General features: G+C 52.5%; 7 protein-coding genes. 1 reads left to right on the top strand and 6 read right to left on the bottom strand.

Going from position 1 to position 6,127, the window contains the following annotated elements; genetic code table 11:
- From KKF06_03760 to KKF06_03735, 6 genes are all read right to left on the bottom strand, one after another.
- Window positions 1-513, bottom strand: a 513-nt coding sequence (locus KKF06_03760; protein MBU1616885.1) for an aminotransferase class I/II-fold pyridoxal phosphate-dependent enzyme, incomplete at its 3' end; no start/stop codon positions are given.
- 56 nt (window positions 514-569) lie between these two features.
- Window positions 570-1,385, bottom strand: coding sequence for a diaminopimelate epimerase (gene dapF, locus KKF06_03755; protein ID MBU1616884.1), 816 nt, complete (start codon window positions 1,383-1,385; stop codon window positions 570-572).
- A complete protein-coding gene (gene queD / locus KKF06_03750; GenBank protein ID MBU1616883.1) occupies window positions 1,369-1,722 on the bottom strand; it encodes a 6-carboxytetrahydropterin synthase QueD in 354 nt (117 codons plus the stop codon). Before queD ends, dapF begins: the two co-directional genes overlap by 17 nt.
- 15 nt (window positions 1,723-1,737) lie before the next feature.
- Window positions 1,738-2,583, bottom strand: a complete 846-nt coding sequence (gene murI, locus KKF06_03745) for a glutamate racemase (GenBank protein MBU1616882.1) — start codon at window positions 2,581-2,583, stop codon at window positions 1,738-1,740.
- 1 nt (window position 2,584) lies between these two features.
- Window positions 2,585-3,616 carry an N-acetylmuramoyl-L-alanine amidase gene (locus KKF06_03740; GenBank protein ID MBU1616881.1) on the bottom strand — a complete coding sequence of 344 codons (1,032 nt, stop codon included), beginning with the start codon at window positions 3,614-3,616 and terminating at the stop codon, window positions 2,585-2,587.
- A gap of 97 nt (window positions 3,617-3,713) precedes the next feature.
- Window positions 3,714-5,036 carry a CCA tRNA nucleotidyltransferase gene (locus tag KKF06_03735; protein ID MBU1616880.1) on the bottom strand — a complete coding sequence of 441 codons (1,323 nt, stop codon included), beginning with the start codon at window positions 5,034-5,036 and terminating at the stop codon, window positions 3,714-3,716.
- Between the two features lie 156 nt (window positions 5,037-5,192).
- On the opposite strand from KKF06_03735, the gene KKF06_03730 reads away from it, so the two are divergent.
- Window positions 5,193-6,127 (top strand): hypothetical protein (locus KKF06_03730; GenBank protein MBU1616879.1); only part of this gene is annotated, 935 nt, incomplete at its 3' end.

The following is a 6,127-nucleotide window of genomic DNA, read 5'->3' as shown; positions in this document are numbered from 1 at the left end:
GATATATAGAACTTTGGCTTTTTTCAGGAATGTTGCCGGAACATTGTCCAGTTCGGGCAAGAAATTGTTTTGCGCGGTTAGCGGGAGATCATAAGTTTCGCCACCGGCCAGGGTGGTCGCGATTTTATAAACCGGATACGAGGGGTCTGGGACCAGGGCAATATCCCCCTGATCGATGAAGGCGAGGGAAAGATGGGCGAGCCCCTCTTTGGAGCCGATCAAAGCGCAGACTTCGTTGGTTGGGTTGAGGGGGACTTTAAATCTTTTGTCGTACCAGTCGGCGACCGCCTGGCGAAATGATAGCTCCCCTTTGGTTGAGGGATAATTTCCCGCCTCTTTTGTTTCCAAAACCTCGCGCATCTTTTTGAAGATATGGCTTGGCGTTGGCAAGTCGGGATCACCAATGCCAAAGTCAATGACGTCGACGCCGGATTTGATCAGTTCGGCTTTTTTCTCTTCTATTTTAACGAATAGATAGGGTGGGATCAAATTTAGTCGTTTAGATTTGTTCATTTGGTTCTCCTTGTGTACCGAGACTGAACGTCGCGGTTAAAAGATATCCGCGGCGTTTAGCCGCTGGTTACGAAGCTCCCTTCAAAAACTTTTTCGGCCGGGCCGCGCATTAACACGTGGCTGTCTTCTCCCCACTCGATATCCAGGTTCCCCCCGGGAAGCCGGACCAGGGCGCGGCGCCCGGTTTTACCTGCCAAATTAGCGGCGACCAGGGCGGCGCAGGCGCCGGTCCCGCAGGCGAGGGTTTCGCCCGCCCCCCGTTCCCAAACTCTGACTTCAAGCTCTTTATCGTTCAAAACTTTAACGAACTCAACGTTGGTTCGATTTGGAAAATGGGGGTTGTTTTCGATCTCCGGGCCGATTGCCGCTAGGTCTAGACCGCCTAAGTCATCGACAAAGATTACCGCGTGCGGGTTCCCCATAGAAACTTCTTGAACATTATACGTTTGGTTGTTAGTCGTGAGTTGTAAGTTGTCGGTTATCTTGGGTTCCCCCATGTCAACTTCCACGTTGCTGATCCGTCCGTTTTCTTTGATGACCGCCGGCAGGAGGGTTCCGGCCAGTGTCTCCACCGAGATCACCTCTTCGGATAACTTGTCGGTCTCGTAAACATAGCGGGCGAAACAGCGGATCCCGTTGCCGCACATTTCGGCTTCCGACCCGTCAGGGTTGATAATTTGCATCCGGTAGTGCGCTTTGGTCGACGGCCAAACCAGGAGGAGGCCGTCGGCGCCGATCCCAAAATGCCGGTCGCACAGCCCGATCGCCAGTTGCTTCAGGTCCAGCTGGTCAAGTTTTTCCTTCCGGCCGTCGATCAGGACAAAATCGTTCCCCAGTCCCTGCATTTTAGTAAAATTAAAAGTAAGCGGCATATGTCCTCTCACTCTCCCAAACAATGACTTTGTGGGTTGATTTATAACGATTTTTTAGTTCATCAAACAAATATTTGGCCAGATTTTCCGAAGTCGGATTGATCTTGTCGAAAGGGGACGTTTCGTTAATATAATTATGGTCAAACTGGTCCAGGGTCGCGGCCAAAACCTTTTTGATCGCTTTAAAGTCTTCCAGGAGCCCCAGCTTGTTAAGCTTGCTTCCCTTTAAATAGAGCTGGATCCGCCAGGTGTGGCCATGCAGGTTCTCGCACGGGCCTTCATAGCCCCGCAGGGCGTGGGCAGCGTCAAAAGTATCTTCGACCATCAGCTCGTACATACTTGTATTTTACACTTATTTCAGGGGCAAATCTACCCGGGTCGCCCTGGTAATATTCTTGCCAAGGAGCCGGGAGCCCAGCTCCTGGAAATGGCGAGGCTCTCCTGTTGTTAGGTATTCATAAGATGCGGCTGCTCCGACGGGCTTCAGCGTGCCGGCTTTTTTTAGCGATCTTTTTGCAGCGGCAACCGCCGCTCCGGCCGGGTCGACCAGGGCGACTTCCGGACCCGCGACCTCCCTGATCACTTTTGATAAATGAGGATAATGGGTGCACCCCAGAACCAAAGTGTCGATCTTGTCGTTGAGCAGTGGAGTCAGGTATTCCCTGGCAGCTTTACGCGCCTCTTCGGTGTCTTCGCATCCCCCCTCGACCAGCGGGACAAAAAGAGGGCAGGCCTGGGAATACACCAAAAGATCGGGGTTCAATGTTTTAATGGCCTTTTCATAGGCCCCGGAGTTGACCGTTCCGCTGGTAGCGATAACCCCGATCTTCCCTGAGTGGGTCGCGGCCAGCGCCTCTTCGGCACCCGGCTCAATTAGGCTAACCAAATATATAGCGAATTCATCCTTGATGACCGGATAGGCAAGGGAAGAAGAGGTGCCGCAGGCCATGATGACCATTTTTACCCCCCGCTTGACCAGAAAACGGATGATCTCCCGATTAAAAGAGAGTATCTCTTCCGGCGAGCGGTTCCCGTAAGGGACCCGGGCGGTATCGGCAAAATAGACAACGTCTTCTCCCGGCAGCTGGCGTATGATCTCTTTAAGGACGGTCAATCCCCCCACCCCGGAATCAAAGACCCCAATGGGAGATGAGGGGGGGGGCTTATAGGAAAGCGGCCGGGCCGAAAGATTCTCCATGTTAACGTGGGATATTTCTAAAATAAATTTCTACCCCTTTCAGGATCGAGCCGGCGACCTTATCTTCAAAATCGGCCGAGCGGGCCAGGTTGGCTTCGCTCGCGTTGGACAGGTAGCAAGGCTCAAGCAGTACCGCCGGAATATTTGAGTACTTTACAATAAAGAAACGGACCCGGCGGAGCCCCCGGTCTTTGCGGCCCAGGTTCTGGACCAGCGCTTCGTGCATGATCCCGGCAAAGCGACGGCTGACCGGATTATAATAGTAACTCTCGGTCCCTTTGATCCCCGAATCGATAGTTGAATTATAATGAATTGAAATGAAAATGTCAGCTTTTGTTTTGTTGGCAAAGGCGGCGACCTCGCTCAGGCTGGAGCGCCGGTCCTCGTTTCTGGTCAGATAAACAGTCCCCCCGGCTTCGCGCAATAATTTGGCGGTGCGGCGGGCGGTCGATAGGGTAAGATACTTTTCCTGGATACCATTGCAGGCGGTTGCTCCCGGGTCGTCTCCTCCATGGCCGGGATCAAGGATAATGGTTTTACCGGCAAGCGGCCTTCGGTCAGGCTTATAAATAGTTGTTTTGGCAGGTAAAACAGGTGATAACTTAACCGGCTTTAAGCGGGCAAATTTAGGCTTGGTGTTTTTTGCTTCCCACGAATATTGTTCGTTGTAAACAGAATCGGAGCGGTCATATATCTCAATAACTGTCTTATTACGCCCAAAAACGTTAATAATATCGTAGTCAATATTTTTCTTTAGGTTGATCACCAGCCTGGCGGTATTCCGGTCTTTTTGAATGACATTAAAACTACTGATCCTCTTTGATTTTCCCTTACTTATTATAATATTAGATGATTTGATTGTTCCGGGAAAATCGATATAGAGTGTTCTTTCGAGCAGCAACCCTTTGGCCTCGCTCCAGCCGCTGGTGTAGATATCAAGATAGTCGATCCCCCGGTCCCTGATCGCCTCGATGTTGGTGATTGCGGCTTGGTCGGCTTTAACCGGTGAAACTATGAGAAAAAACAAGGTCATCAGAAAAAAAATCAAGAAACCAGCGACTAAACGTCGCGGTTTCTTGAGCCCCCTCGCCCTTTGGGAGAGGGGGTTGGGGGTGAGGGTTGTTAGGAATTTACCCATACTTTTTAACTAGTTCAAGCAACGTCTCTTTTTGGTTCAGGCTCGGATCGTCCAGGACTTTTTCCAGAAGGTGATCGAGGATCTCGCCGACTTTCGGGCCCGGAGGGATATTTAACACTTTCATAATGTCTCTGCCGTCGACCTTGAGCTCCTTGACGTGGAGGGCGTTCTCTTCTTCAATGATCTTGTCGATCCGCCGGCGGAGTTCATTGAGGTAGTCGGTTCCCATGGTCCCTTTCATCGCTTTAGCGTCGGCACGGCGGAGCTCGAACAAGGTCTCAATGTTCTCCAGGCCGCCCGCCCGGCGGATAAAGCGGCGGACAGCGGCGTCGCTCCACTCCGGCCGGTAGTCGAACATGTGGCCGGCAATAAGGGAGGAAACTTGTTCGGTCTCGCTATTGCCAAAACGGAGCCGGCGCAATATTTCTGAAACAAGTTTGGCCCCGACCTGGTCGTGATTGTAAAAGGTCATTCCCTCTTTGCAGGAGGGTTTGCCGATATCGTGCAGCAGGGCGGCGAGGCGGAGGGTCGGGTTGTCGGCCGGCGCGGCATCACAGGCCCGGAGGCTGTGCCAGTAGACGTCATAGTTGTGAAACTCGGCCGGTTGTTTGACCCCAAAACAAGCGTCAAGTTCGGGGATCAGAAGCTTGAGCAAGCCGGTTTGCCGCATCAGTTCAAGGCCGATCGATGGCTGGCCGGTCTTGAGAAGTTTGATCAATTCGTCGTGAAACCTCTCCGGAGCGACCTTTTTAACCGTTTCCAGCGCGGGAGGAATGGCCGCCAAGGTTTTTGGGTCGATAGAAAAACTGAGCTTGGCGGCCAGGCGGCAGGCCCTGACCGGCCGGAGCCCGTCCTCGAGAAACCGCTCCAGCGGATTTCCGACGGTTTTGATCAGGCGGCGCTTGAGGTCGGCCTGCCCGTCAAAGAGATCGACAAGTTTGTTTTCCGCCTGGTCATAGGCAAGGGCGTTGATGGTAAAATCCCGTCGGGACAGGTCGGTATTCAGGTCGGCGGCGAAAGAGACGCTTTCCGGATGCCGCCCGTCGGCGTACCGGGCGTCGGAGCGAAAAGTCGTTACCTCATACTGGCCTTCAGGCAAAACAACCAGCATGGTCCCGAACTCGATCCCGGTCGGGACAACTTTGTCAAAAAGCCCCTTGACCTCTTCCGGTCTGGCCGACGTTGCAATATCCCATTCGTCAGGGGCCAGCCCAAGCAGGGAGTCGCGGACGCACCCGCCGACCAGATAGGCCTGGAAGCCATGAGCTTTTAAAGTTGAGACGATATTTGCGGCACCGTTATCGATTGTGAACATGACGTTGATTATATCATAGCACTTAGTTTTATATCCCTCACCCCGTCGTCGCATGGCGACAACTTCCCCTCTCCCTTTGGGAGAGGGGCGCAGGGGTGAGGGATAAAAAAACCGCTTGCATTTATTTTGGACATGTTATAAAATTCTCACACAATCGTGAAGAGCAAAATATTTATAACACTTCTGATCGCGCTCTCCATTGCATTTGCCGGGACTTCCTGGGCAAATTGGGTTACCCAGGAAACAGGGACCACGCAAAATATCAACGCTATTTATTTCCCCAGCAACACCATTGGTTATGCCGTCGGCAATTCCGGGACCGCCCTGAAGTCAACCAATGGCGGAACAACCTGGGCCGTTTTTCCCGGAATGAGCGCGTCAAACTTTAACGATGTCTTTTTCCCGAGCGTAACTTCCGGATATTTTTTAACGACCAAAGAAGTTTACTGGAGCGATGGCGCGACCGCGACCGAAATTGGTTCCACTTTTGCCGTTGCCGCGAATACTGATTTTTTGAAGGGGAGCAAATACGGCTCCCATATTACTATCGTCGGCTATAACGTAGCGACCGCTCCGGCGACCAGCTACCTGGTTACCACAGATGATGGCGCCGCCTGGACCGCGACTGATATTACCAATTTAATTTCCGGCGCCGCGTTTATTATTAGAGGAGTTTTTACGACCGGCGAAGGAGCCGCGATCGATACCTGGCTTTGGGGAGTGACCTCAACAGGGTCTAACTGCGCGATCAACCTTAATGCTTCGGCGATGACGGTTACTTCGGTTGCCATCTTTGACGCGGCGGTTAACGATATTTTCTTTTATGATCGGAGCAACGGGTTTGCCGCCCTGGCTGACGGGACAATAAGCCGAACGACGAACGGCGGCACCAGCTGGGGAAATGTTGATCCCTTCCCCTCTTTGACCGTGCCGCTGAATTCGATCTTTTTTATTACCAAGGATTTTGGCTGGACCGCCGGGGACAGCGGAACAACTGCTTTTACGACCGATGGCGGCATCAACTGGGGGACTTACGATTATACTCCGGCAACCAACATCAATGATATTTTTGTCAGGCTGGTCTATCCGGG

It is taken from the genome of Candidatus Margulisiibacteriota bacterium, assembly GCA_018822365.1.
GTDB lineage: Bacteria > Margulisbacteria > WOR-1 > O2-12-FULL-45-9 > XYB2-FULL-48-7 > XYB2-FULL-45-9.
This window is presented reverse-complemented; position numbering and strand designations above follow the sequence as displayed.

Coding starts and splice junctions, on each gene's coding strand:
- KKF06_03735 (MBU1616880.1), bottom strand. CDS start 5,036: ATGTTCACAATCGATAACGGTGCCGCAAATATCGTCTCAACTTTAAAA.
- murI (MBU1616882.1), bottom strand. CDS start 2,583: ATGGAGAATCTTTCGGCCCGGCCGCTTTCCTATAAGCCCCCCCCCTCA.
- KKF06_03740 (MBU1616881.1), bottom strand. CDS start 3,616: ATGACCTTGTTTTTTCTCATAGTTTCACCGGTTAAAGCCGACCAAGCC.
- dapF (MBU1616884.1), bottom strand. CDS start 1,385: ATGCCGCTTACTTTTAATTTTACTAAAATGCAGGGACTGGGGAACGAT.
- queD (MBU1616883.1), bottom strand. CDS start 1,722: ATGTACGAGCTGATGGTCGAAGATACTTTTGACGCTGCCCACGCCCTG.